This window comes from Pseudoxanthomonas kaohsiungensis (assembly GCF_010211765.1).
In the GTDB taxonomy this organism is placed as follows: Bacteria; Pseudomonadota; Gammaproteobacteria; order Xanthomonadales; family Xanthomonadaceae; genus Pseudoxanthomonas; species Pseudoxanthomonas kaohsiungensis.
In genome coordinates this window covers 519,134-544,566 of the sequence record NZ_PDWO01000001.1, presented here as the reverse complement: position 1 = coordinate 544,566, position 25,433 = coordinate 519,134, and the positions used below count along the sequence as shown (strand labels likewise).

Sequence of the window (25,433 nt, the reverse complement as noted above, 5' to 3'; positions counted from 1 at the left end):
CGATCTGGAACAAGCCCCCGATCCACTGGACCGCCGCCATGAACCAGTTCGCGATACTGTTCGGTGACCGCATCGAGCGGGCAGTACCTTGATCACTGCCCTGCACACAAAAAATCGGACACCCCCCCAGCCCCCGCCCCCCGGTTCCGTCGTCGAGCTGCCGCGCCCCCGCGCGCAAGCCTCCCAGCCTCGCGATCAAGTCCTTAAGCCTTGAGCACAAGCCTCGAAGCCTTTGCACACGACCTTCAGAGCCGTGCACGCGAGCCGGCGAGCTCCGGCCGTGGGGCTTTCCGGCTTGCGCGCGAGGCAAAAAGGCTTGCGCGCGACGCTCCGGGCCCTGCGCGCAAGCCCCGGAACCTTGCGTTCGCAAGGCAGAAAGCCTCGCGCGCAAGCCAAATTACCTTGCGCAGAAACTGGCGAGCCTTGCGCGCAAGGCGAAAAGCCTTGCGATCGGAGCTCGCCTGCCTTGCGCGCAAGCCAAAGAGCCCCGCCGCCGGAGCTCCAAGCCTTGCGCGCAACGCCGGGAGCGTTGCGCGCGGGCCTGCGAGCCCGCCGTCCGGACCGGAAAGGCCCGCGCTCCGGTGCGGCGACCCCGGACCCGGCGCCCAACCGATTGCGATCGGCGTCCTGCTGGGCGACGGCCCGGACGAGCGCCATGGGTGGCCGCTGTGGAATCAGCCATGGTCTGTGCTGAATGGCCAGACTCTCGCTGACGTCCGAAACACTGTCCGCCCCGCTGGGTCGTTGTAAGGAATGATGCTCGATGTCCGCTTCCGACCCAAAGCAGACATCAGGGACCTGATCGAACGCGGGTTGTTGAGCGCTCCTTTCTTCGGGCCCATCGGCTTGGGTCAGGCCGAGGAAACCCGTTCATCCCCGCGACGCCAGGTAATCGAGGCGAACAGCGTTCCCAGCACTGCCATTGAGGCTAAGCCCAGCAGGGCCACAGCCAAGCCGAATCTGGCGCCGATCCACCCGGCCAGCGGGTACGCGATCAGCCAGCACGCATGCGACAGGGAGAACTGCGCGGCGAACAGGAACGGCAGATCCTCTTCGCTTGCCGACCGGCGAAGCAGCCGGCCACCGGGCGTGACCAGCGCCGCATATGCAAGTCCCAGCGCTGTCCATGTAGGGACTACGAGTGACCAGCGGACATGGCCGCCGGATACGAACCAGTACGACGCTGCCGCCAGCAGGAGTGCCGCCATGGCGGCGCCGCCGACGAGCATCACCTGGCGATCGGAGCGGCGATCGAGCACCCATGGCAACGACAGCGCCATCAGCATCGATCCGATGCCGAAGGCGGCAAGCAGCCACGCGACTTCGCGCTCCCCCCCGCCAAGCTCACTGCGCACGATCACCACCGTATTGACGAACACCATGGCGCCGCCGGCTGCAGCGCAGAGGTTGAGCGCCAGCAGCCCGCGCAGTCGGGGCGTGTGCAGGTAGATGCGCATGCCGCGCAAGGCGCGGTGGTAAGGGCTGCCTGTGCGCGAGGCCGCCTGCGCGACCGGGAAGGCCGTGGTCACGACGAGCACGGCCGACAGGACGAATCCGATCGACGTGCCGGCGAACAGGCCATGGAAACTGACCAGGGTAAGTAGGGCTGCAGCCAGTGCCGGGCTCAGCAGGCTCTCCAGGTCGTAGGCCAGCCGCGACAGGCTCAGGGCGCGGGTGTAGTCGCGTTCCTCCTTGAGGATTTCGGGAATCAGTGCTTGGAATAGCGGGGTGAAGCAGGCTGATGCCGATTGCAGTAGCGCGATGAGCACATAGACCTGCCAGATCTCGGTCACGAATGGCAGGGTCAGCGCTACAGCCGCGCGCACCAGATCCAGAGCAACGAGTACGGGCTTGCGCAGGTTGAGCGGCACCATCGCCCCGGACAGGGGAGACAGCAGGACGTAGACCACCATCTTGATTGCCAGCGCGGTGCCCAGAACTGCACCGGCCGACGGCCCGGCCAGATCGTAGGCAAGCAAGGCAAGGGCGACGGTGGCCAAGCCGGTGCCGACCAGTGCGACGAGCTGGGCGGTGAACAGCCGTCGGAATTGCGGGTGACGCAGCACTTCAAGCATGGTGGCGCTTCCGAAGTGGCATGGTGCGAGCTTGCTGGAATGGTCCGGCCCGATGCCGGGCGGCATTCGCCGCCCGGCAGTTCGATCAGACCGGCTTCTTGGCGTTAGCGGCTTTTTCGCCCGCCTTCTTCTCCGCCTCGCAGCGGGCCTTGAGCTCTTTCACCTTCGGATCGCTGGCGTCCGCCGAGTAGCGCGAGTCGGCGAGCTGGGCGCAGGTGGTGGCCTTGGGCTTGGAGGGGGCCGTTGTCTCGGCCGGATCGTGCAACGCCGGGTCATGAGCTTGAGCGGCGGCAGCGGACAGGCCGAGGGCCATGGCACAAACGAGCATGTTGAGCTTCATGGAACTTCTCCAATAGTGGCGGAACAACCGCCGGACGGGGCCGCTTGTGCGGCAGAACGATGCACTAGATGCGCATCAAGGCTTGTACAGGTCGGATTGAAATCCGCTCACATCCACGGTGACGGTCACCGGTTGCGTGCCACGGTTTTGCCAGAACCAACCATGGGTTCCCTCGAAAGGCGCGATGAAGGTGCCTGCCGATTCGCGTTGCGCGGCTTCCACGGCGTAGGTGGTCCAGGCATTCTTCACCTCTGGGCGTTCGCCATGCATATCGACCGCAACGTCGCCGTTTGCAACCCAGTGGAACACCATGCCGTCACCGGCCTTGAGCTTGGCCTTCACCTCCGCTCCCTTCCCCGGCTCGAGGGTCACGGTGAAGGATTGCTGATGGGGCGTACCGCTGCTGGCGGAGAACGCGGAGGCATCCAGCGTCTGGCCGTCGAAAGCACCAAATGTCGCCTGCGCCCGGGCAGCCAGCTGGCTGTTGAGCTTGGCCTCGTCGGCTGATGCCGGTGCGGCAACGGGAACGACGGCGGCCGGGGCTTCACTCTCACTCAGCGTCGTCAGCCCAAGGCGCTTGCCGATCCCGGTGGGATCGATGCCGAACTCGGCCGGAAGGACGATCGTGACCAGGATCAGGCCAGCCACGATCAGTGACAGGAGCGTGGCCCGCATCAGCTGGCGGTTGGTGGGATGTACGTAGTTAGGAATGGTCGACATGGGTCTCTCGGTCAGGAAGCGAAGAAGCCGGTGATCTGGTAGCCAATCAGCACGAAGCCGGCGGTCATCAGCACGGTGTTGGCGGCGAAGGCCTGCTTGAGGAAGCGCGGACTGCGCCGCCAGAAGGCCATGACGATCAGGATGGCGGCCAAGGCCATCAGCTGGCCGACCTCGACACCGACGTTGAAGGCCAGGATGTTGGTCACCAACCCATCCTCCGACAGCTGCAGGTCCTGCAGTTTGGTAGCCAGCCCGAGCCCATGGAACAGGCCGAACACCAGCACGGCGACCTTGGTGTTGGGTTGGAACCCGAACCACTTGCGGAACGCGCCGAGGTTGTCCAATGCCTTGTAGACGACCGACAGGCCGATGATTGCGTCGATGATGTACGGATTGACGTGGAAGCCGCCCAGCACGCCGATCAACAGCGTGATGCTGTGGCCGATCGAGAACAGCGTGACGTAGATCGCCACGTCCCACATCCGATACAGGAAGAACACCACGCCGAACAGGAACAGGATGTGGTCGTAGCCGGTCACCATGTGCTTGGCGCCCAGGTACAGGAACAGCAAGGGCTGGGGCCCGGAGTTCTGTTCAAGGAAAGCCTGGTCACCACCGCTGACGCCATGCGCCCAAGCCAGCAAAGGCATCAGCGTCAACATGAGGAGGATCAAGGGCGACCATCGCCCGGGTCTGTGCTTGGAAAGCAAGTCGAACTCCTTGGATTGATAGACAGGGTGCGGATTCATGCCATCTCCGCAGCGGATACGGCAGCGGCACTGCGCTCGCGATGGATGAGGCGGTACAGCGCCGGCAGGACCAGCAGGGTGAGAAGCGTCGAGGAGATGATTCCTCCGATGACCACGGTGGCCAGCGGCCGCTGGACTTCCGCGCCGGTGCCGACGTTGATCGCCATGGGCACGAAGCCCAGGCTGGCCACCAGAGCGGTCATCAGCACCGGACGCAGTCGCGTGAGCGCGCCCTCGACGATCGCGTCATGCAGGCCCCGTCCGTCCTGCCAGAGCTTGCGGATGAAGCTCACCATCACCAGGCCGTTGAGGACCGCCACGCCCGACAGCGCGATGAAGCCCACGCCGGCGGAGATAGAGAACGGAATGCCCCGCAGCCACAGGGCGAGGACGCCGCCGGTGAGCGCCAGCGGCACGCCGGTGAAGACAATGGTCGCATCGCGCCCCGAGCCGAAGGCCATGAACAGCAGCCCGAAGATCATCAGCAGGACCACCGGCACGACCACCGTCAACCGTTGGCTGGCCGAGATCAGCTGCTGGAACGTACCGCCATATTCGATCCAGTAGCCTTCCGGCATCTCCACTTCGGCAGCGACGCGCTCCTGCAGTTCCTCCACGAACGAACCCAGGTCGCGGCCACGCACGTTGGAGGTGACGACGACGCGGCGCTTTCCGTTCTCCCGGCTGACCTGGTTGGGACCCAGTTCGATAGCGATGCTCGCGACCGCGTTGAGCGGCACCGTGCGTGGCATGGAGTCGGCGCCTGCGCTCTGCCCGTCCTGCGACGGCACTGCGATCGGAAGTGCAGCCAGCACCTTCAAGTCTTGGCGTTTGCCTTCGGGCAAGCGAACGATGATGTCGAAGCGGCGATCGCCTTCGAACAGCTGCCCGGCATTGGCGCCGCCCAGCGCCGCGGCGACCGTGCCCTGGACATCGGCGACCGACAAGCCGTAACGCGCCAACGCAGCGCGATCCGGGTCGATCACCAGCAGCGGAAGTCCGGTCACCTGCTCGAGCTTGACGTCGGCGTTGCCTTCGATGCGGGCGGCCAGGTCTTCCACCTGCGAGCCGATCGCCTCCAGCTGCTCCATGTCGTCGCCGAACACCTTCACCGCCACTTCGGCACGGACACCGGCGATGAGTTCGTTCATGCGCATCTGGACCGGCTGGGTGAACTCGTAGTTGTTGCCGGGAACCTTGCGGACGGCCTCTTCGAGTTCGGCGACCAGGGTGGCCTTTGACTTGCGCGGATCCGGCCATTCGCTGCGGTCCTTCAGCAGGACGAACGTATCGGCCACTGACGGCGGCATCGGGTCGGTGGCGACTTCGGCGGTACCGATCTTGGCCACCACCTTGTCGACCTCCGGGAACTGCTTGATCCTAGATTCCAGCTGCTCCTGCATCTTGATGGCCTGGGTCAGGCTCGTGCCCGGGATGCGCAGCGCGTGCAAGGCAATGTCGCCTTCATCCAGGTTGGGGATGAACTCGGTGCCAAGACGGGTGGCGAGCAAGCCGCACAGCACCACCAGGACGGCGGCACTGGCCACGACGGCCACGCGCATCGCGAGCACCTTCTCCAGCAGTGGTGCGTACACGCTGGAGAGCGCCCGCATGACCCGGGTCTCCTTTTCCTCCACCTTGCCGGTGACGAACAGCGCCACCGCCGCCGGGACGAAGGTCAGGGAAAGCACCATAGCCGCGGTGAGGGCCATTACCACCGTGATCGCCATCGGGTGGAAGGTTTTGCCCTCCACGCCGGTGAGGGCGAAGATCGGCAGGTATACCGCCGCGATGATGAACAGGCCGAACAGGCTCGGCTTGATCACCTCGGCGCTGGCCACGGCAGTTAGGTCGAACCGTTCCTCGCGGGTCAGCAGGCGACCGAGCTGGTGCTGGCGTTCACCGAAGCGGCGAAGGCAGTTCTCCACGATGATGACTGCACCGTCGACGATCAGGCCGAAGTCCAGCGCACCCAGGCTCATCAGGTTGGCCGAGACGCGGTTTTGGACCATGCCGGTGATCGTCAGCAGCATCGCCACCGGGATCACCGCAGCAGTGATGAGCGCGGCGCGGATATTACCGAGCAGCAGGAACAACACCACCACCACCAGCAAGGCGCCTTCGAGCAGGTTCTTGCGGACCGTGGCGATGCTGCGGTCGACCAGGTTGGTGCGGTCGTAGATGGCCTTGGCGGACACGCCGTCCGGCAACCCGGCATCGATCAGCTTGAGCTTCTCGCCGGCGCGCTGGGCCACTTCGCGGCTGTTCTCGCCGACCAGCATGAACACCGTGCCCAGGACCACCTCGTGCCCATCCTTGGTCGCAGCACCAGTCCGCAGCTCCGAGCCTTCATGGACATCGGCCACGTCGCTGACGCGAAGCGGCAAGCCGTCGCGCATCGCCACGACCACCTCGCGTAGCCCAGCCTCATCGCCGATCTGGCCCGGGATGCGGATCAGGTTCTGCTCACCACCCCGTTCGATGTAGCCAGCGCCGGTGCTTGCGTTGTTCCGCTCCACCGCCGACAGCAGGTCATCCACGGTCAGGTCGAACGCAATGAGCTTGGCCGGATCGGGCGTGATGTGGAACTGGCGGACGTTGCCGCCGATGGTGTTGACCTCGGTGACGCCCTTGAGGTTGCGCAACTGTGGCCGGATCACCCAGTCCTGCAACGTGCGCAGGTCGGTCGGCGTCCATGGCGTGCCATCGGCCTTGAGTGCACCGGCATCCGCTTCCACCGTGTACATGAAGATCTCGCCCAGGCCGGTGGCGACCGGTCCCAGCGAGGGCTTCACGCCAGCCGGCAGCTGCGATGCGGCTTGTTGCAGCCGCTCGCTAACCTGCTGTCGGGCGAAATAGATGTCGGTTCCATCCTCGAACACCACCGTGACCTGGGACAGGCCATAGCGCGAGATGGAGCGTGTGTACTGCATGCCGGCCATGCCGGCCAGGGCGGTTTCGATGGGGAAAGTCACCCGCTGTTCGGCCTCCAGGGGCGAATAGCCGGGTGCTTCGCTGTTGACCTGCACCTGGACATTGGTGATGTCCGGTACCGCGTCGATCGGCAGCCGGCCGTAGCTCCACACGCCCAGTGCCGATACCGCCAGCACCAGCAGCAGAACCAGCCAGCGATGCGCGATCGCGGCTCGTATGATTCGTTCCAGCATGTCGGATCCTCAGTGGTCGTGGCTGGCGCCGGACTTGTCGACGTCGGCCTTGATCAGGAAGCTCTGCTCGGAGACATAGGCAGTGCCCGGCTTCAGGCCACCCAGCACTTCGGCGTACTCTCCGTCGCGCGCGCCCAGCTCCAGCATTCGCACCTCGTAGGTGTCATCGACCTGGGCGAACACCACGGTGAAATCGCGGAACCGCTGCAATCCGGATTCCTTCACCGCCAGCGGCACTTCTTTCGAGTCCACCGTGACCTCGGCCGAGACCGCCATGCCTGGCCTCCAGCGTCCGTCCGGATTGGGAATGCTGGCGCGGGCGACCACGCTCTGGCCCGACGCGAGCGGAAGCAGGCTGGCCAGGGTGCCGTCCACGCTCTTCTCGCCGGTGGCCGAGGTGATCCGGACGGGTTGACCGGCCGCGATCTTCTCCGCATCGGCGCCGATCGCGCGCAGTTCCACCCACACGTCCGCAAGGTTGGCGACTTCGACCAGCGTGTTGCCGTCGGCCACGTCGCCGACATTGGTGAAGCGGTTGAGGACCACGCCATCGAACGGGGCGGTGACCGGATAGGTCCGCATGCTGTCGTTGCCCTCGACCGTCACCAGCGTCTGGCCGCGCTTGACCGCGTCGCCCTGCTGGACGTGGACCGACCTGACGACACCGGGAAAGCGTGCCTTCACCTCGGCCAGGCGGTTGGCATCGACGGCGACATTGCCCATCAACTGGACGGTCTCGCGGATGGTCGCCGCGCCGGCCGGCTCGACCACCACGCCGGCCTGGCGGGCGGCGTCGGCGGCGATAGACGTCCGGCCTTCGTAGGAAGCGTAATCCCAGCGATGCTTCTTGCCGGCATGTTCGGCGGTGACTTCCACGTCGAACGAATGCGGCTCGGTGACCGTGCCGCTGCCGGTCAGGAACTCGCCTTCGGGCTTGAAGGTGAACACGTTGTTCTCACCATCGAGACGCTTGAGGGTGATGGTCGGCACGACACTGTCGGCCGGCAGGGGCTTGCCGTCCTGATAGGCGTAGAGGCGGAACTGCGGCGGCACGTTGGTTTCGAAGATGGTGACCTCGAGGGCGAAATCGCCATCGCGCAGCATCCGGCCACGGTGCGGGCCGCGTTCGTAATCGCCGGCGGGCGCGGCGGCGGCGGTTCCCTCACCACCCTCGGCGGCGGGCGTATCGCGCTGGCAGGCCGCCAGTGAAAGGGTGAGCAGCAGGGCTGTGATCAGACGGTTCATGGAGTGGTGTCCTGCGGGATGGCGGTGAGGCGGTCCACCTCGACCATCAGGGTGTGGTAGCGGGCGTAGGCTTCGACGAGTCGCCCACGCAGTTCGAAGAGGGTCTGCTGCGCCTGCGAGAGCGACAGGAAGGAGAATCGGCCGGCTTCGAAGCCACGCCGGGTCAGTGCCAGGGCCTGCTCGGCCTTGGGCAGCATCCGGCTGGTAAGGGCTTCGACCTCGGTCCGCGCGTGCCGCAGCTCCTGGTAACGCTCGAACAGCTCCTGCCGGCGCTCGGACTGGCCGGCCTGCTGGCGCGCTTCGACCGCCGCGAGCTGGGCGTCGGCTTCGGCGATGGCCAGGTTGGCGCGTGGCCGGCTACCGAGCGGGACCGCCACCGACATTACCAGGCCCTGGTCGTCGAACGCCTCGAGCCGGCGCACGCCGAGCGAGACATTCACGTCCGGACGGGCACTGGCCTCGGCGACTTTGCGACGGGCGGCAATGGTGCGTGCTTCCAGCTGCAGCGCATGTTGCTCGTCGGTATCGGGCAGCCGGGCGGCCAGCGCTTCGAACTCCGGCAGCGGCGGCAGTGCTTCGAGTTCGCCCTGGGCTTGCCCGAAGTCGGCGGCAGTGCCTCCCCAGGTTGCCGCCAGGGCATTACGCGCACTGGCCAACTCGTGTTCGGCGTGTTCGCGTTCGAGTTCGGCCGTGGCCAGCGCGATGTCGGCCGCGGCCAGGTCCGACTCCGGATTGCGCGCGGCCTGGACCCACGAGGCTACCTCGCGGCGGGTACGCTCGGACTGGGCCACGCGCTGCTCGGCAAACTCCAGCCGCTTCTGGTCCAGCACGACCTCGATGAACCGCCCCGCGGTGCGCTGGGTCATGTCCAGGCGCGCGCTCCAGATGGCGTTCTGTTGCTGGTCGACTTCGGCTGCGCCGAGTGCCTGCCGGGCTGCGCGCTTGCCGCCCAGCTCGATGATCCGGCCGATGCGCAGGGTGGATTCGGCCGAATCCATGCCGCTGAGCGTGCCGGTACCGGCGACGTTTTCAAGCTCGCCGCCAAGAGTGAACTGGGGCGCCATACCTTCGCGGCGGGCACGTGCTTCCACGGCCTGCAACTGGGCCGACTCGGCCGCCACCAGGGGATTGGAGTCCAGAGCGCGGGCAATCGCCTGCTCCAGACGCAAGGGTTCAGCGGCGCGTGCGCACGGCACCGCGCCGCAGGTCCCGGCCAAGGCCAGGACCCACAACAGACGCAAAGTCACGGAGGACCTCCATGTGATCGACAGGACGACAGCAATGGACAGGCCCGCACGGGGCCTGCACGGGCGTCAGACGATCGGAGGTCGGAACGGAGAGCTGGGTTGCTTGGAGGGTGGGGCCGGCCTTTCCACAGCCGCCGGCGCGATGCCAGAAGACCGCTCGTCAGCCATGTGCCAGCTGGCCAGGATGCCGCTCGCACTGCCGGCATCGGCCTGGTGCATCAAGCCGTGGGCACCCTTGGTATGGTCCGTATCCGGCTGCGGGTCAGAGTCACCCGAATGGCCGTGATCGTGGCCGTGATCGTGGGCAAGGCCGTGGTCGGCAGCTTCAGACGCCGCGTGCACAAGGCTATGCACACCCCCGATCTGGTTGAGCACAGGCCGCACCAACAGCCCCAATACCAGCAGTGCCAGGAAACCGGCACGCAGTAGGGAGGCGATTGAGGGCGCGGAAGGGCTCACTACATCAGGCTAGCGCCATTGTGGCGGCCTGTCGAATGACAAGATGTCCCAGCACGCGGAGAGCCACCGTGTCCTTTTGCCGAAAGCAGACATTACTTACATCTCGATCTGACGTTAAAGAGCGATCGACGCCAGGGTGCAAGGTGTGCGTCGCGATGGGCCGAGTCGACGCCTGGCAGTTCCTCTACGCCCATGCGGTCGTTCCTTACGGTTCAGCAGTGGGCACCTCGGACGAAGCCTCACGAGCGTCCCGATCCCGACGGCTGGTCGGAAACACTTCCACGACATAGCGGCGCATTCAAGGCGTCCGAGCGCCGCCGCGCACGCCGGCTTTCCCCGTCCCGCCGCTAACTGTTTCTTTCGCAACGTAAAAAATCCGCGCATGTGGCGCCGCAACACTTGACAGTCCCCCGTGCGGTCGTGTCCTCTTGGCAGCATGTCGAAGATGAATGCCAACGCCAGCCAGCGTCCGCCCAAGGGGCCGCGGCAGGCGTGCGCATCGATCATCGGCATTACCACCATCACCGCCACCGGTATTACCCGCCCGGTGCGGTCCGTCGTCTTCGTGTAACCCGCGAAACCACGGCCCCGCACCTGGATCAGGTAGCGGGGCGACCCGCCACCGGATGCGCGCGGGGCCTCCCTGACCGAGGTCCTCCATGCCGTCGCATGCCGTAGAAGCACAAGCCCGTCCCGCCGCAGGCGCCGTCGCACCGGCGCGTACCGTCGTGCACAAGTTCGGCGGTACCTCGGTGGCCGACGCCGAACGCTACCGCCATGTCGCCCAGCTGCTGCTGGCGCGCGGCGAGTCGGTGCAGGTCGCCGTGGTGTCGGCGATGAAGGGCGTGACCGATGCGCTGATCGAACTGGCCGAGCTGGCCGCGGCCACCCCGGTCGGCGCGACGACCCCGGAATGGCGCGAGCGCTGGCACGAGCTGCGCGCGCGCCATCGCGGCGCGGCCGTGGCGCTGCTGGCCGAGCACGCCGGGCCGGCGGTGGAGTGGCTGGACCAGCGCTTCGACGAACTGGCCCAGGTGCTGGGCGCGCTGAGCGTGATCGGCGGGCTGCCGGGCGAGGTCCTGCAGCGGGTGCAGGGGCAGGGCGAGGTGTTCTCGGCCAGGCTGCTGGGCGAGCACCTGCGCTCGCTGGGCGAGGACTGCGCGGTGCTCGACGCGCGCGAGGTGCTGGTGGTCAGCCATGGCGAGCTGGGCGTGGACGTGGACTGGGAGCTGAGCGCGCAGCGGCTGGCGCGCTGGCGCCAGCTCAACCCGCAGGCGCGGGTGGTGGCCACCGGCTTCGTCGCCCGTGATGCGCAGGACCGGATCACCACCCTGGGCCGCAACGGCAGCGACTACTCCGGCGCGATCTTCGCCGCGCTGTTCGAGGCCGACGAACTGCACATCTGGACCGACGTCGACGGCGTGCTCTCGGCCGACCCGCGGGTGGTGCCCGAAGCGGTGCAGCTGGAATCGCTCAGCTACGACGAGGCCTGCGAACTGGCCTACTTCGGCGCCAAGGTCGTGCACCCGCAGACCATGTCGCCGGCGATCGAGCGCGGCCTGCCGATCATCATCCGCAACACCTTCCAGCCGGAGCACCCCGGCACGCGCATCACCTCCGAGCGCGATTTCAGCGGCCCGGTGAAGGGCCTGACCCTGAGCCCGAACCTGGCCCTGGTGAACCTGGAAGGCACCGGCCTGATCGGCGTGCCGGGCACGGCCGAGCGCGTGTTCGCCGCGCTGCGCAACGCCAAGGTGTCGGTGGTGATGATCTCGCAGGGCTCCTCGGAGCATTCGATCTGCTGCGTGGTCAAGCAGGAGGATGCCGACCGCGCGCAGGCCGCGCTGGTCAACGCCTTCGCCCACGAACTCACCGTGGGCCAGGTGCAGCGCGTGCAGCAGGTGCCGGGGATCAGCGTGCTGGCCGCGGTCGGCGACGGCATGGCCGGCCAGCCCGGCGTGGCCGCGCGCCTGTTCGAGTCGCTGGGCCGGGCCCAGGTCAACATCCGCGCGATAGCCCAGGGCTCCTCGGAGCGCAACATCTCGGTGGCGATCGACAGCGACCATGCCACCCGTGCGCTGCGCGCGGCGCATGCCGGCTTCTACCTGTCGCCGCAGACCTTCGCGGTCGGCGTGATCGGCCCGGGCAACGTCGGCGCGACCCTGCTGGACCAGCTCCTGGCCGCGCGCGGTGGCCTGCTCGAGCGCGCCAACCTCGACCTGCGCCTGCGCGCGATCGCCTCGCGCGGGCGCCAGCTGCTGGACCCGCGCGGCATCGAGGGCGACTGGCGCGGCCGCTTCCAGGCCACCAGCGAGCCGGCCGACCTGGACCGCTTCACCGCGCACCTGCTCGACTCGCACCTGCCGCACGTGGTGATCGTCGACTGCAGCGCCAGCCCGGAGGTCGCCGACCGCTACCCGCAATGGCTGGCCGCCGGCATCCACGTGGTCACCCCGAACAAGCAGGCCGGCGCCGGGCCGATGGACCGCTACGCGGCGATCCGCGAAGCGGCCGCGGCCAGCGGCGCGCGCTTCCGCTACGAGGCCACCGTCGGCGCCGGCCTGCCGGTGATCTCCACGCTGCGCGACCTGCTCGACACCGGTGACGCGGTGACCTCGATCGAGGGCATCTTCTCCGGCACCCTGGCCTGGCTGTTCAACAAGTACGACGGCAGCGTGCCGTTCTCGCACCTGGTGACCGAAGCGCGCGCGCTGGGCTACACCGAGCCGGACCCGCGCGACGACCTGTCCGGCACCGACGTGGCGCGCAAGCTGGTGATCCTGGTGCGCGAGGCCGGGCGCGCGCTGAGCCTGGAGGACGTGGAGGTCGAGAGCCTGGTGCCCGAATCGCTGCGCCAGTCCAGCGTGGAGGACTTCATGGCGCGGCTGCAGGAAGTGGACGCGGCGTTCGCCGCGCGGCTGGCCTCGGCCCATGCCGCCGGCCAGGTACTGCGCTACGTGGCCCGGCTCGATGCCGACGGCCGCGCCAGCGTCGGCCTGGTCGAACTGCCGCGCGAGCATGCGTTCGCCAACCTGCGCCTGACCGACAACATCGTCCAGTTCACCACCCGCCGCTACTGCGAGAACCCGCTGATCGTGCAGGGCCCCGGCGCCGGGCCGGAGGTCACCGCTGCCGGCGTGTTCGCCGACCTGCTGCGGGTGGCGGCCGGGCGCGGGGCGCGCCTGTGAGCGCAGCGACGGGCGCGCAGCGGCAGGCGAGGGCGTTTTCGCCGGCCTCGGTCGGCAATGTCGCGGTGGGGTTCGACATCCTCGGCCATCCCTTGGCCGGGGTCGGCGACACCGTCACCGCGCGGCGCATCGACGAGCCGCAGGTGCGGATCGCGGCGATCCGCGGCGCGCCGTTCCCGTTGCCGCTGGAGGCCGAACGCAACACCGCCGGTGCCGCATTGCTGGCGATGCGCGAGGCGCTGGCGCTGCCGTTCGGGTTCGAGATCGAGATCGACAAGGGCATCGCGCTGGGCTCGGGCATGGGCGGCTCGGCCGCCTCGTGCGTGGCCGCGCTGGTGGCGGCCAACGCGCTGCTCGATGCGCCGCTGCCGCGGCAGGCGCTGTATCCGTTCGCGCTGGCCGGCGAGGCGGTGGCCAGCGGCGGCCGCCACGGCGACAACCTCGGGCCGATGCTGCTCGGTGGGCTGGTGCTGGCCACGGCCGACCGCCTGGTGCGGATTCCCGTGCCTGAAAGCTGGCACAGCCTGCTGGTGCATCCGGAGGCGGTGCTGGAAACACGCCGCGCGCGCGAGGCGCTGGCCGGCAGCTACGAGCTGAAGGAGTTCGTGGCGCAGAGCGCGAACCTGGCCCTGGTGCTGGCCGGCTGCCATGCCGGCGATGCGCATTTGGTGCGCGCCGGCTTGCGCGACGTGCTGGTGGAGCCGCGGCGTGCGCCGTTGATCGCCGGGTTCGACGCGGCCAAGGCGGCGGCGCTGGAGGCCGGGGCGATGGGCGCGAGCATTTCCGGCGCCGGGCCGAGCGTGTTCGCGTGGTTCGAGTCGCGGGAGCGGGCGGAAGCGGCCGCGCCGGCGGTGCAGGCGGCTTTCGCGGCGGCCGGGTTCGAGAGCCAGGCATGGGTGTCGGCGGTGGATAGTGCGGGGGCGGTGTTGTTGTGAGGGTTTTTGCGTGGCCGCGTGGCCGCGTGGCTGCGTAAGGCGGGGTTCGCGCTGCCGCGCGAGTTACTTTTCTTTGTTTGTGCAAAGAAAAGTAACCAAAAGAAAGCACAGCCGGGGACGCGGTCCGCCCGGCTGCGCCGGCCGGTTCCCTGTGCTTCTCGGACGACGGGGCACGCTGCCCAAACTCGCTGCGCTCAGACAAGGGCAGCTCTTCGGCCCCGTCGTCCTGCGATGCTCGGCTCGCTTTACCGGCGGGGAAGGTCAAGAGCGAAGATCAACGGCAACGGCAACGGCAACGGCGAGTGCGACTGTAAGTGCATAAGTGGATGCAACATCGACGGCGCTCGATCAAAGGCCTGTCGAACCTTCAAACCGATGGGACGCCATGAACTTCATTTCCACCCGCAACAATTCCCCCGCCAGTTCGCTCAGTGACGCCATCGCTGCCGGGCTGGCGCCCGATGGCGGGCTCTACGTGCCGGAGAAGCTGCCGGTCGCGCGCAACCTGGAGGCCGGCGCGGACCTGGCCGCCACCACTGCCACGTTGCTGGCGCCGTTCTTCGAGGGCGACGCGCTGGCGCCGGAGCTGGAGGCGATCTGCCGCGAGGCGTTCGACTTCCCGGTGCCGCTCGAGCCGCTGGCCACGCCGGGCGACCACGTGCTGGAGCTGTTCCACGGCCGGACCGCGGCGTTCAAGGACGTGGGTGCGCGCTTCCTCGCTGCCTGCCTGGCGCGCATCCGCCGCGGTGCCCCTCGGCCGCTGACCATCCTGGTTGCCACCTCCGGCGATACCGGCGCGGCGGTGGCCGCCGCCTTCCACGGCCAGCCGGGCCTCCGCGTGGTGGTGCTGTACCCGGACGGGCGCGTGTCGCCGCGGCAGGCGCACCAGCTGGGCTGCTTCGGCGGCAACGTCACCGCGCTGCGGGTGGCCGGTTCGTTCGACGATTGCCAGGCGCTGGTCAAGCGCGCGCTCAACGACGCGGAACTGCAGGCACAGGTGCCGCTCAGTTCGGCCAACAGCATCAGCCTGGGCCGGCTGCTGCCGCAGATGAGCTACTACGCGCACGCGGCGCTGTCGCATCGCGCCGCGACCGGCCGCGAGCTCAACTTCGTCATCCCCACCGGCAACCTGGGCAATGCGATGGCCGCGATCCTGGCCCGCGCGCAGGGCGTGCCGATCGGCCGGATCGTGCTGGCGACCAACGCCAACACGGTGCTGCCGGACTACTTCGCCGGCGACGACTACGCGCCGCGCGCCAGCGTGGCGACCCTGGCCAATGCGATGGACGTGGGCGCGCCGAGCAACTTCGAGCGCCTGCGCTGGCTCTACGCCGGCGACGATGCGGCATTGCGCGCCGCATATACCGCCATTGCCGTGGACGACGAGACCATCCGCGCCACGATCCGCTCGCGCTGGCAGCAGTACGGCGAGGTGTTCTGCCCGCACACCGCCACTGCCGTGCACGTGCTGGAGACGCTGCGCGCCGACGGCGTGGACGGCGACTGGGCGGTGGCCGCCACCGCGCATCCGGCCAAGTTCGAATCGGTGGTCGAGCCGCTGGTCGGCCATGCGGTCGAAGTGCCGCCGGCGTTGGCCGAGCTGCTCGCCCGGCCAGCCCAGGCCACGCCGGTGCCGCCGGAGTACGCCGCGCTGCAGGCGCACCTGCTGGGCTGAGGCCGGCCGCGCTTGCGGCCCGCGAGGGTGATGGCCCGCAACCCGGGCACGGACGAGGGGGGCGAGGTGACCAGGCACCCATGGCCTGCCCGCGCCGCCTGCACTAGGATCGCCGTCAGCCACGCCGCCCGCAGCGCACGCACCTCGTGCCCCCGGGCGGCACACTCCGGAGGACGCATGGCACCACGGTCCGGCAGCACGTTCGAACCCACCCGCACGCGCCGCCTGCTGCGTGCCCTGGCCGCCTCGCTGCTGCTCGCCGCCACCATGGCGCTGGCCCAGGACGCGCCGCGCGGTCCGCTGGACCTCAAGCCCGGCGAATTCCTCTGGCATCCGGAGATCGCGCCGGAGGGGCCGGTGGTCCTGGTGGTCAGCCTCGACGAGCAGCGCGCCTACGTCTACCGCAACGGCATCGCCATCGGCGTGTCGACGATCAGTTCGGGCAAGCAGGGCAAGGACACGCCGACCGGCGTGTTCACCATCCTGCAGAAGAACAAGGACCACAAGTCCAACCTCTACAACAACGCGCCGATGCCCTACATGCAGCGGCTGACCTGGGACGGCATCGCCCTGCATGGCGGCGCGCTGCCGGGCTACCCGGCCTCGCACGGCTGCGTGCGCCTGCCGCATCCGTTCGCAGCCAAGCTGTTCGGCATCACCCGCAACGGCGACACGGTGGTGGTATCGGACGCGCGCGCCGCGCCGACCACGCTGGTGTATCCGGCGGTACTGGCGCCGGTCTCGGCCAAGGGCCTGCCGCTGGCGGTGCCCGAAGCGGGCGGCCCGGGCTACAGCTGGGACGACACGCTCGCCCCGGCCGGCCAGGTCGGCGTGGTCGTGAGCCTGTCGGACAAGCGCGTCTACGTGCTGCGCGGCGGCGTGCCGATCGGCGAGGCGCCGCTGGAGCTGCTGGACGGGGACCTGGGCTTCCACGGCACGACCCTGTTCGTGATGGGCGAGGGCATGGGCGCCAATGCCAGCGTGCTGGATCCGGCCCGCCCGGGCCACCGCTGGACCGCGTATCCCATCCTCGCGGATGCAGGTCCGCAGAGCGCGGGCGCGGGCAGCGCTGCCGCTGCGTCCGCGGCTCCCGTCGACCTGCTCGAGCGGCCGAGCCTGCCGGTGCGGCTGCCGCCGGACTTCGGCCGGCGCCTGTACGACGTCCTGGTCCCCGGCACCACGGTGCTGGTCACCGACCTGCCGGCGATGCGCCCGCTGGACGCTGAACAGCAGCCGCAGCCGGTGTTGGAATCGGACGGGGATGGTCCAAACTCCTGAGTGCGGGTCGGGCATGCGTCGGGCCGGTGCCTGTTTCCCTGGACGTGCGTGCGCATGAAGTCGACCCCGGTTCCCGCGGCCCGCTGGCTGGCCCTTGTTCCCCTGCTGGTGCCGGCCGCCGGCAATCCGTCATCCCACCGATCGGCCATGCCGCCCCCGGCGACCGTGGCCCACGTTCCGACGCCCGACCGGGCCGTCCCCGACCACCTGGCCGGCGTGCTGGCGGAAGCGGCGCCGGCGGCCAGCCGGGAGGTCCTGGCGCTGGCGGCACGGGCGATGTCCTGCGCCTTGCGCCACCCGGAGTTCGGCGTCGATCCGCAGCGGCTGGGCGTCATCGACTACTCGCGACCCTCGACCGAGCCGCGGCTGTGGATCTTCGACCTGGCCCGGCAGAAGCTGCTGTTCGAGGAGTGGGTGGCGCACGGGCGCAACAGCGGCGAGAACCTCACCGCGCGCTTCTCCAACCGCGACGGCAGCTACATGACCAGCCTGGGTGGATTCACCGCGCAGGAGACCTACATGGGCGGCAACGGCTACTCGTTGCGGTTGCGTGGCCTGGAACCCGGCTTCAACGACCGCGCCCGCGACCGCGCCATCGTCATCCACGGCGCGCCCTACGTGAATCCGGCCGCGGCGAAACTGCAGGGCCGGCTGGGCCGCAGCCTGGGCTGCCCGGCGGTGCGACCTGCGGTGGCGCGGCCGCTGATCGATTCGCTCCGCGACGGCACGTTCGTCTTCGCCTACTACCCGGACCGCGACTGGCTGCAGCGCTCGCGCCTGCTCAGCGGCGATTGCGGCGGTGGGCCCGCGCCGGCCGTGCACGCCGCATCGAACGCGCCTGCCAGCGCGCATTGACGGCTTATTCCGAAGGCTCTTGTAGAGCGGGGCTTGCCCCGCTGCCGTTGATCTCGCACGAACGCAGCGGGGCAAGCCCCGCTCTACGGGCGTTAAGGCCGAACAGCAGCGGGGCAAGCCCCGCTCTACGTGCGCCGGGGCCGAACAGCAGCGGGGCGAGCCCCGCGTTGCAGGTCAGACCCAGCCGGTGGCGTAGAACACGGCGATGATGAAGAACACCGCCAGGGTCTTGATGATCGTGATGGCGAAGATGTCCTTGTAGGACTGGCGGTGGGTCAGCCCGGTGACGGCCAGCAGGGTGATCACCGCGCCGTTGTGCGGCAGGGTGTCCATGCCGCCGGAGGCCATCGAGGCGACCCGGTGCAGCACGTCCATCGGGATGCCGTAGGCCTGCGCATTGGCGATGAAGGTGTCGCCCATCGCCGCCAGGGCGATGCTCAGGCCGCCGGACGCCGAGCCGGTGATGCCGGCGAGCACGGTGATCGACACGGCCTGGTTGACCAGCGGGTTGGGGATCGCGCCCAGCGCGTCGGCCACCACCAGGAAGCCGGGCAGGGCGGCGATCACCGCGCCGAAGCCGTACTCGGACGCGGTGTTCATCGAGGCCAGCATCGCGCCGTTGACCGCGCTCTTCGTGCCTTCGGCGAAGCTCGCCGCGACCGGCTTCCAGGCGAATGCGAGCACGGTCAGGATGCCGACCAGCAGCGCGCCCTGGACCGCCCAGATCGCGGCGATCCTGGCCACGTCCTGCACCACCGGTGCGGGGTTGCCGATCACCGAGGGCACGAACTCGTGCGAGGCCCCGTACAGCTGCGGGATCCAGCGGGTGAACAGGAAATTGGCCACGCCGACCAGCAGCAGCGGCAGGACCGCGATGAAGGGATGGGCCAGGCGGTCGCCGCGGAACGGTTCGGGTTCGTTGCGCAGCTCCACCCCGCTGGCGTAGCCGTCGCCGTTGCGCACCGCCACCCGCCGGCGCCACTCCAGGTAGGTCATGCCCAGCGCCAGGATGAACACGCCGCCGAGCGTGCCCAGCACCGGTGCGGCCCACGCGGTGGTGCCGAAGAACGCGGTCGGGATGATGTTCTGGATCTGCGGCGTGCCGGGCAGCGCGTCCATGGTGAAGGTGAACGCGCCCAAGGCAATCGTGCCGGGGATCAGGCGCTTGGGGATGTCGCTCTGGCGGAACAGCTCGGCGGCGAACGGGTAGACCGCGAACACCACCACGAACAGCGACACGCCGCCGTAGGTCAGCACCGCGCAGACCAGCACGATCGACAGGATCGCCCGCTGCGCGCCGACCAGCTTGATGGTCGCGGCCACGATCGACTTGGAGAAGCCCGACATCTCGATCAGCTTGCCGAACACCGCGCCCAGCAGGAACACCGGGAAGTACAGCTTCAGGAAGCCGACCATCTTGTCCATGAACAGGCCGGTGAACATCGGCGCGACCAGCGACGGGTCGGTCAGCAGCACCGCACCCATCGCCGCGACCGGGGCGAACAGGATCACGCTGTAGCCGCGGTAGGCCACCACCATCAGGAATGCCAGCGCCGCCAGCACGATCAACAACGACATCGCGGACCCCGCCCGCCTCCCATGGCGGATGCGGGGCAGTATCCGCAGCGATCCGGGCGCGGCCCACTGTACCAACGGACGATGCCGCGGCCGCGGCGCTTCCCGCAGGATGCGCAGCATCGGCGGCATGTGCCCGCCGCCATGTCTGCACTTTGGGAGGAGGGGACAGAATGAAGCGCAAGTATCTGAGCCTGGCGATCGGTGTCGTGCTGGTGGCCCCGGCCATGCCGGCCTGGTCGCAGGAGGAAACGGGCGGGAGCCCGGCCGAGGTCAAGGCCACCCAGCTGGACACGGTCACGGTGACCGCGCGCAAGCGCGAGGAAACCCTGCAGGACGTCCCGGTCGCGGTGACCGCGTTCACGCCCGAGGCGCTGGACACCCTCAACATCAAGGACTTGGGCGACCTGGACAGCCAGGTGCCGAACCTGACCATCTACGCCGCCCGCGGCTCCACCAGCACGGTCACCGCCTACATCCGCGGCATCGGCCAGGCCGATCCGCTGTGGGGCGTGGACCCCGGCGTGGGCATCTACCTGGACGACGTCTACATCGCCCGTCCGCAGGGCGCCCTGCTGGACGTGTTTGACGTGGAGCGGATCGAGGTGCTGCGCGGCCCGCAGGGCACGCTGTACGGCAAGAACACCATCGGCGGCGCGATCAAGTACATCTCGCGCGGCCTGCGCGAGGAGACCGCGGGCTTCGCCTCGCTCACCGTGGGCAACTACAACCAGCTGGACGCCAAGGCGGGCATCGGCGGCTCGATCGGCGACGGCGTGCTGCGCGGCCGGATCGCGGTGGCGAGCATGACCCGCGACGGCTTCGGCGAGAACCTGGCCAACGACCAGCCGGTCAGCGACAAGGAGATCAACGCGGTGCGCGCCCAGTTCGGTGCTTTCGCCAGCGAGGACTTCGACGTGCAGTTCTCGCTGGACTGGATGGACGACCAGTCCGGCGTGCGCGGCGCCAAGATGCTGGCGCCCAACCCGCTGGCACCGGCGTACCCGCCGCTGGACGACCGCTACGACATCCGCAGCGGCATGGGCAACGTCAACGACACCACCATGAAGGGGGCGTCGATGACGGTGAACTGGCACCTGGACGAAGACTGGGCGCTGAAGTACGTGATCGCCAAGCGCGAGTCCGACACGCATACGATGATCGACTTCGACACCACGCCGCTCAAGCTGGTCGACGTGGAGGCGTTCTACTACGACGAGCAGGTCAGCAACGAGCTGCAGGCCAACTTCGACGCCGGCGGCCGCGCCCGCGGCGTGATGGGCCTGTACTGGTTCAACGGCGACGCCGGTGGCCAGGTGCTGAACTATTTCTCGAACCCGCTGGCGCCGCCGGCGCTGACCAACCCGCTGTTCGGCGACACCCAGGGCTACGTCAATACCAGCAGTATTGCCGCGTACGCCGACTGGACCTTCGACCTGACCGACCAGCTGAAGCTCGACGTCGGCGCGCGCTACACCGACGAGGACAAGCACGCCGTGGCGCTGAACCGGTTCTACACCACCCCGGAGTACACCACCGCCTGGGGCACGGCCGCCAACTTCGACAAGACGGTCAACTTCAAGAACTTCTCGCCCAAGGCCTCGCTGGACTACCAGTTCACGCCGGACATCATGGGCTACCTGTCCTTCAGTCGCGGCTTCAAGTCCGGCGGCTACAACATCCGCGCCAACACCACCGCGGTGCCGCGTTCGGGCGAGCCGTTCCAGGACGAGCAGGTCGACAGCTACGAGATCGGCAGCAAGATGTCGTTCCTCGACCAGCGGATGTTCCTCAACCTGGCGTACTTCTACAACCAGTACGAGGACATCCAGCTGTCGGTGTTCACGTCGTACACGCTGCCCAACGGCAGCCAGAGCTTCTTCGGCGACTTCACCAACGCCGGCAAGGGCACGGTCCAGGGCGTGGAGGTGGAATACCAGTTCCTGCCGACCGAGCACTGGCTGATCAGCGGCAACCTGGCCTGGCTGGACGCCGAGTACGACGAGTTCATCAGCGGCGGCGTCAACATCGCCGACTCGCAGTACTTCACCAACGCCCCGGAGTTCTCCGGCGCGCTCAACGCCGAATGGCGGACCGCGCTGGACAATGGCGGCAACCTCTCGGCGCGGGTGACCTACGCCTACCAGAGCGAGGTCTGGCCGACCACCGACCTGAGCCCGGCGATCAAGCAGGACGGCTACGGCCTGGTCAACGCGGGCGTGATCTGGAACGTCAACGACGCCTGGACGCTGTCGCTGCAGGGCACCAACCTGGCCGACGAGGAGTACCGGACCACCGGCTACAACATCGCCGCCTATGGCGTGCTGACCGGCTTCTACGGGCCGCCGCGCCAGTACAGCCTGATGGCGCGCTACGACTTCTGACCGCGGCGTCCCCTCTCCGCTACAGGGCACGGCGGCGGGCTTCGGCCCGCCGCCGTCGCGTTATGCTGGGGACCAGGGTTTTCGACGGGGATCCGAGTGCACCGCGACGCTGAGGCGCCATGCTGAGCCTGTGGCTGGTGGCACTGGCCGGCCTGCTGTGGCTGGCGCTGATGTTCGGCACCGCGCTCTACGGGGAGCGGCATCCGGCGCTGTTCGCGCGCCGCTGGCGCCATGTCTACGCGCTGTCGCTGGCGGTGCACTGCACCAGCTGGACCTTCTACGGCACCGTCACCCAGGCCGCGCGCTACGGCTGGCCGCTGCCGCCGACCTTCGTCGGCGCGATCCTGTTCTATGCCCTGGCCATGGCCTTCATGGTCCGGCTGGTGCGGCTGGCGCGCGAGACCAACGCCACCTCGCTGGCCGACCTGATCGCCACCCGGCTGGGCAAGGACGCGTGGCTGGCGGCCACGGTCACCGCGGTGGCCGCGCTGGGGCTGATCCCGTACATCGCCCTGCAGCTGAAGGCGGTGACGATGAGCTTCGCCACCCTGACCCGCAGCGCGGCCGAGGGTGGTCCGATATGGCGCGATGGCGCACTGTACGTGGCCCTGGCCATGGCCCTGTTCGCGATGCTGTTCGGCACCCGCCGCGCCAGCGCGGCCGAGCACAACCGCGGCCTGGTGCTGGCGATGGCGTTCGAGTCGCTGTTCAAGCTGGCGGCGATGCTGGCCCTGGGCGCGTTCGTCTGGTTCGGGCTCGACGCCCTGCCGGCCGCGAACGTGCCGCCGCCGCCGGCCTCGCCGGCCGGGGGCTTCCTGCCGCTGGTGCTGCTCGGTGCGCTGGCGATGTTCATCCTGCCGCACCAGTTCCATGTCGGCGTGGTCGAGTGCCGCGACGAGCGCGACGTGCGCACCGCGCGCTGGCTGTTCCCGCTGTACCTGCTGCTGATCGCCGCGCCGACCCTGCCGCTGGCCCACGCCGGCCGCGCGCTGCTGGGCGACGCGGTGCCGTCGGACATGTACGCGCTGGCGCTGCCGTTCTCGCAGGGGCACGAAGGCGTGGCCCTGTTCGCCTTCCTCGGCGGGCTCAGCGCCGCTACCGGCATGGTCGTGGTCAGCACGCTCACCCTGAGCCTGATGATCGGCAACCACTGGTTCGCGCCGGGCCTGCTGCGTGGCGCGTGGGCGCGCGGCGAAGGCGGCGACCGGCGCGGCGACCTGCTGCTGCTGCGCCGCGCCGGCATCGCCGCGATCATGCTGCTGGCCTGGGCCTACAGCCGGCTGGTGGCCGGCAGCGAGGCGCTGGCCGATGTCGGCGCGCTGTCGTTCTCGGCGCTGGCCACGCTGGCGCCGGTGCTGGCATTCGCGGTGTGGCGCCCACAGACCTCGCCGCGCGCGGCGATCCTCGGCGTGGTCGGCGCCTTCCTCACCTGGGCCTGGGTGCTGCTGGCGCCGACCCTGGCCGCCGCCGCCGGGCTCGACGCGCACTGGCTCGAGCACGGGCCGTTCGGCCAGCGCTGGCTGGCGCCGAACGGCCTTTTCGGGTTGACCGGGTGGAGCCCGCTGGGACGCGCGGTCGGCGCGAGCCTGTTCGTCGGCACCCTGGCCACGGTGCTGGCGATGGCCTGGCGGCGCGAGACGCCGCACCGGGCCAGCCGCAACCTCGACGCCGATGCGCTGCGCGACGCCGGCCGCCGCTTCCTGTCCGGCGAGAAGGTCGCCGAACTGCTGGCCCAGGCGCCGCGCAGCGGCCCGGTGCCGGCGCTGGTCGAGGCGCGGGTGGAGCGCGAGCTGTCGGCGGTGCTCGGCGCCGCCTCGGCGCGCCTGCTGCTGGACGCGGCGCGGCGCGAGAGCGGCGACCTGGAAACGGTGGCGGCGATCGTCGGCGAGGCCTCGCAGGACCTGCGCTTCAACCAGCAGGTGCTGCAGGCGGCGCTGCAGAACATGAGCCAGGGCATCAGCGTGATCGACCGCGAGCAGCGGCTGGTGGCCTGGAACCGGCGCTACGCCGAACTGTTCGGCTTCCCCGACGAACTGCTGCAGGTGGGGCGGCCGATCGCCGACCTGACCCGCTGGTCGCTGCAGCGCATGGCCGCGCCCGGCGGCGACGAGCGGCAGCTGGCGCGGTCGGTCGAGAGGCGCCTGGCATTCATGCGCAGCGGCCATCCGCACCTGACCGAGCGCGTGTTCCCGGATGGCGGAATCGTCGAGATCCGCGGCAACCCGATGCCCGGCGGCGGCTTCGTCGCCACCTTCACCGACGTCACCGCGTTCCGCCGCGCCGAGCAGGGGCTGCTGCGCGCCAACGAGACCCTGGAGCAGCGCGTGGCCGAGCGCACCGCGCTGCTGGAGTCGGCCAAGCAGGAAGCCGAGCACGCCAACGACGCCAAGAGCCGCTTCCTGGCCGCGATCGGCCACGACCTGCTGCAGCCGCTGCATGCGGCGCAGCTGTTCGTCGATTCGCTGTCGCAGCAGCTGTCCACCGCGCCGGACCCGCGGGCGCCCGTCGCCCCGCCGCGGGAAACCCTGCGCCAGCTCGGCGGCGCCCTGGATTCGACCACCGACCTGCTGACCGGCCTGCTCGACATGTCGCGGCTGGAAGCCGGCGGGCTGGTGCCGGCGCCGCGCGCGTTCCCGCTCGACGAGGTGCTGGCGCCGCTGGCCGAGCAGTTCCGCGCGCTGGCCGGCGAGCGCGGGCTGCGCTTCGCCTACCGGCCGACCACCGCCTGGGTGCACAGCGATCCGCAGCTGCTGCGGCGCGTGCTGCAGAACTTCCTCGCCAACGCGGTGCGCTACACCGCGCGCGGCCGGGTCGTGCTCGGCGTGCGTCGCAGCGGCGGGCGGATACGCATCGAGGTGCACGACACCGGGCCGGGCGTGCCGGAAGCGGCGCGCGAGGCGATCTTCGAGGAATTCCGCCGCGGCGAGGACGCGGGCGGGCAGGGTCTGGGCCTGGGACTCTCCATCGCCGACCGCATCGCCCGGCTGCTGCAGGCGCCGTTGACGCTGCGCGGTGGCGAGGGCCGCGGTTCGGTGTTCGCGGTGGACGTGGCGCGCGTGCAGCCGCCGGCCGCGTCCATTCCGGTGAAGGCGGGTGGTGCGCGCGGACTTGCCGGTCGACGCATCCTGCTGGTCGACAACGACGCCGACGCACTGGCGGCACTGGCCCAGCTGCTGGCCGGCTGGGGCTGCGAGGTCGCCACCGCCGCCGAGGGCGAGGGCGCGGCCGCTGCGCTGGCCCGGCAGCCGGCCGACCTGTGGCTGTTCGACTACCACCTCGACCGCGGCGACACCGGCGTGGCCCTGGCCATGCGCCTGCGTGGCCGCTACGGCCCGGCGCCCTGCCTGATCCTCTCGGCCGATGCGGGCGAGGCGACCCGCAGCGCCGTGCACGAGGCCGAGCTGTCCCTGCTGCCCAAGCCGGTGCGACCGCTGGCGCTCAAGTCGGTGCTGGACCGGATGCTCGCCGCCACGCGCCTGTAGGAGCCGATTCATCGGCGACCCTTCGTCGCTGGCCGTGCGATGGGTCGACATCCCGGACG

At 69.3% G+C, this 25,433-nt stretch carries 17 protein-coding genes; 9 read left to right on the top strand and 8 right to left on the bottom strand.

All coding sequences use genetic code 11. The annotated features are described in order from the left end of the window. Window positions 1–851: 851 nt before the first annotated feature. The 7 genes from CSC66_RS02450 to CSC66_RS02420 form a co-directional block, all read right to left on the bottom strand. Window positions 852–2,075: an MFS transporter gene (locus CSC66_RS02450; protein WP_162375768.1), complete on the bottom strand. Its 1,224-nt coding sequence runs from the start codon at window positions 2,073–2,075 to the stop codon at window positions 852–854. Between the two features lie 85 nt (window positions 2,076–2,160). Continuing rightward, entirely contained in the window at window positions 2,161–2,415 is a 255-nt protein-coding gene (locus tag CSC66_RS02445) for a hypothetical protein (RefSeq protein WP_162375767.1), read from the bottom strand. A gap of 75 nt (window positions 2,416–2,490) precedes the next feature. Further along, entirely contained in the window at window positions 2,491–3,135 is a 645-nt protein-coding gene (locus tag CSC66_RS02440) for a hypothetical protein (protein WP_162375766.1), read from the bottom strand. A gap of 11 nt (window positions 3,136–3,146) precedes the next feature. After that, entirely contained in the window at window positions 3,147–3,785 is a 639-nt protein-coding gene (locus CSC66_RS02435) for a HupE/UreJ family protein (RefSeq protein ID WP_379655899.1), read from the bottom strand. 95 nt (window positions 3,786–3,880) lie between these two features. Beyond that, a complete protein-coding gene (locus tag CSC66_RS02430; RefSeq protein WP_162375764.1) occupies window positions 3,881–7,051 on the bottom strand; it encodes an efflux RND transporter permease subunit in 3,171 nt (1,056 codons plus the stop codon). 9 nt (window positions 7,052–7,060) lie between these two features. Continuing rightward, window positions 7,061–8,296, bottom strand: coding sequence for a biotin/lipoyl-containing protein (locus CSC66_RS02425; RefSeq protein WP_162375763.1), 1,236 nt, complete (start codon window positions 8,294–8,296; stop codon window positions 7,061–7,063). Further along, window positions 8,293–9,543 carry a TolC family protein gene (locus tag CSC66_RS02420; protein ID WP_162375762.1) on the bottom strand — a complete coding sequence of 417 codons (1,251 nt, stop codon included), beginning with the start codon at window positions 9,541–9,543 and terminating at the stop codon, window positions 8,293–8,295. Before CSC66_RS02420 ends, CSC66_RS02425 begins: the two co-directional genes overlap by 4 nt. Window positions 9,544–9,819: 276 nt before the next feature. Between CSC66_RS02420 and CSC66_RS02415 the strand changes: the two genes are divergently transcribed. From CSC66_RS02415 to CSC66_RS02390, 7 genes are all read left to right on the top strand, one after another. Continuing rightward, window positions 9,820–9,972, top strand: a complete 153-nt coding sequence (locus CSC66_RS02415; protein ID WP_162375761.1) for a hypothetical protein — start codon at window positions 9,820–9,822, stop codon at window positions 9,970–9,972. A gap of 475 nt (window positions 9,973–10,447) precedes the next feature. After that, the gene (locus tag CSC66_RS17680; protein WP_274381848.1) at window positions 10,448–10,573 is read left to right on the top strand and encodes a hypothetical protein; all 126 of its coding nucleotides are present in this window, start codon (window positions 10,448–10,450) and stop codon (window positions 10,571–10,573) included. An 88-nt stretch (window positions 10,574–10,661) separates the two neighbouring features. Next, complete coding sequence (gene thrA, locus CSC66_RS02410; protein WP_162375760.1) at window positions 10,662–13,190, top strand: bifunctional aspartate kinase/homoserine dehydrogenase I; 2,529 nt, start codon at window positions 10,662–10,664, stop codon at window positions 13,188–13,190. After that, window positions 13,187–14,125: a homoserine kinase gene (locus CSC66_RS02405; protein WP_162375759.1), complete on the top strand. Its 939-nt coding sequence runs from the start codon at window positions 13,187–13,189 to the stop codon at window positions 14,123–14,125. Before thrA ends, CSC66_RS02405 begins: the two co-directional genes overlap by 4 nt. A gap of 385 nt (window positions 14,126–14,510) precedes the next feature. Continuing rightward, window positions 14,511–15,800, top strand: coding sequence for a threonine synthase (gene thrC / locus CSC66_RS02400; RefSeq protein ID WP_162375758.1), 1,290 nt, complete (start codon window positions 14,511–14,513; stop codon window positions 15,798–15,800). Between the two features lie 177 nt (window positions 15,801–15,977). Further along, window positions 15,978–17,078, top strand: coding sequence for a L,D-transpeptidase (locus CSC66_RS02395; protein WP_162375757.1), 1,101 nt, complete (start codon window positions 15,978–15,980; stop codon window positions 17,076–17,078). A gap of 147 nt (window positions 17,079–17,225) precedes the next feature. Then, window positions 17,226–17,933 (top strand): murein L,D-transpeptidase catalytic domain family protein, encoded by a 708-nt coding sequence (locus CSC66_RS02390; RefSeq protein ID WP_162375808.1) that lies wholly within the window; start codon window positions 17,226–17,228, stop codon window positions 17,931–17,933. 174 nt (window positions 17,934–18,107) lie between these two features. Here the strand turns inward: CSC66_RS02390 and CSC66_RS02385 are convergent, their stop codons facing one another. After that, the gene (locus CSC66_RS02385; RefSeq protein WP_162375756.1) at window positions 18,108–19,511 is read right to left on the bottom strand and encodes a GntP family permease; all 1,404 of its coding nucleotides are present in this window, start codon (window positions 19,509–19,511) and stop codon (window positions 18,108–18,110) included. Between the two features lie 170 nt (window positions 19,512–19,681). Here CSC66_RS02385 and CSC66_RS02380 point away from each other — a divergent pair, with 170 nt between their 5' ends. Beyond that, on the top strand, window positions 19,682–21,892 hold the full coding sequence (locus CSC66_RS02380; protein WP_162375755.1) for a TonB-dependent receptor: 2,211 nt from the start codon (window positions 19,682–19,684) through the stop codon (window positions 21,890–21,892). 119 nt (window positions 21,893–22,011) lie between these two features. Further along, window positions 22,012–25,374, top strand: a complete 3,363-nt coding sequence (locus CSC66_RS02375; protein WP_162375754.1) for a PAS-domain containing protein — start codon at window positions 22,012–22,014, stop codon at window positions 25,372–25,374. Window positions 25,375–25,433: the final 59 nt, after the last annotated feature.

Excerpts from the sequence above, each read along its gene's own strand:
- CSC66_RS17680 (WP_274381848.1), top strand. The coding sequence starts at position 10,448 with ATGAATGCCAACGCCAGCCAGCGTCCGCCCAAGGGGCCGCGGCAGGCG.
- CSC66_RS02430 (WP_162375764.1), bottom strand. The coding sequence starts at position 7,051 with ATGCTGGAACGAATCATACGAGCCGCGATCGCGCATCGCTGGCTGGTT.
- CSC66_RS02425 (WP_162375763.1), bottom strand. The coding sequence starts at position 8,296 with ATGAACCGTCTGATCACAGCCCTGCTGCTCACCCTTTCACTGGCGGCC.
- CSC66_RS02375 (WP_162375754.1), top strand. The coding sequence starts at position 22,012 with ATGCTGAGCCTGTGGCTGGTGGCACTGGCCGGCCTGCTGTGGCTGGCG.
- CSC66_RS02450 (WP_162375768.1), bottom strand. The coding sequence starts at position 2,075 with ATGCTTGAAGTGCTGCGTCACCCGCAATTCCGACGGCTGTTCACCGCC.
- CSC66_RS02435 (WP_379655899.1), bottom strand. The coding sequence starts at position 3,785 with ATGCCTTTGCTGGCTTGGGCGCATGGCGTCAGCGGTGGTGACCAGGCT.
- CSC66_RS02380 (WP_162375755.1), top strand. The coding sequence starts at position 19,682 with ATGAAGCGCAAGTATCTGAGCCTGGCGATCGGTGTCGTGCTGGTGGCC.
- CSC66_RS02395 (WP_162375757.1), top strand. The coding sequence starts at position 15,978 with ATGGCACCACGGTCCGGCAGCACGTTCGAACCCACCCGCACGCGCCGC.
- thrA (WP_162375760.1), top strand. The coding sequence starts at position 10,662 with ATGCCGTCGCATGCCGTAGAAGCACAAGCCCGTCCCGCCGCAGGCGCC.
- CSC66_RS02445 (WP_162375767.1), bottom strand. The coding sequence starts at position 2,415 with ATGAAGCTCAACATGCTCGTTTGTGCCATGGCCCTCGGCCTGTCCGCT.
- CSC66_RS02390 (WP_162375808.1), top strand. The coding sequence starts at position 17,226 with ATGCCGCCCCCGGCGACCGTGGCCCACGTTCCGACGCCCGACCGGGCC.
- CSC66_RS02415 (WP_162375761.1), top strand. The coding sequence starts at position 9,820 with ATGGCCGTGATCGTGGCCGTGATCGTGGGCAAGGCCGTGGTCGGCAGC.
- thrC (WP_162375758.1), top strand. The coding sequence starts at position 14,511 with ATGAACTTCATTTCCACCCGCAACAATTCCCCCGCCAGTTCGCTCAGT.
- CSC66_RS02385 (WP_162375756.1), bottom strand. The coding sequence starts at position 19,511 with ATGTCGTTGTTGATCGTGCTGGCGGCGCTGGCATTCCTGATGGTGGTG.
- CSC66_RS02440 (WP_162375766.1), bottom strand. The coding sequence starts at position 3,135 with ATGTCGACCATTCCTAACTACGTACATCCCACCAACCGCCAGCTGATG.